Source organism: Desulfobulbus alkaliphilus (genome assembly GCF_016918545.1).
Lineage (GTDB): Bacteria > Desulfobacterota > Desulfobulbia > Desulfobulbales > Desulfobulbaceae > Desulfobulbus > Desulfobulbus alkaliphilus.
Genome location: NZ_JAFFQC010000314.1, coordinates 1 through 426, shown reverse-complemented (window position 1 = coordinate 426; position 426 = coordinate 1). Strand labels below are relative to the sequence as shown.

At 64.1% G+C, this 426-nt stretch carries 1 protein-coding gene; it reads right to left on the bottom strand.

What is annotated here, in order from left to right; all coding sequences use genetic code 11:
* On the bottom strand, positions 1-426 hold a 426-nt coding region (locus tag JWG43_RS21005), incomplete at both ends, for a Y-family DNA polymerase (RefSeq protein WP_504208236.1).

Below are 426 nucleotides of genomic sequence, written 5' to 3'. Positions count from 1 at the left end.
GCTTGTCCATCTCCGACGCCATCTTGGCCAGGAAGCGATTGGGGGCCAGGCCGATGGAGACGGTCAGGCCGGTTTCCTCCTCGATCTGTTTCTGAAAGCGGATTAGCTGCAACGCCGGGGGGCCGCCGTTCAGCCGCTCCGTGCCCGACAGATCGACCCAGGCCTCATCCAGAGACAACGGCTGGATCAAAGGTGTCAGCTGTCCCAACGCCCCCAGAATGCGCTGCGATTCGAAGACGTATTTGGTGAAGTCCGGCCTGATCACAACGGCCTCGGGACAGGCCTTCAGCGCCTTGAACATGGGCATGGCGGAGCCGACGCCGTACTGGCGTGCGACATAGCAGGCGGTGGAGACCACGCCGCGCTTTCCGCCGCCGACGATCACCGGCTTGTCGCGCAGTTCGGGCCGGTCACGCTTCTCTACCG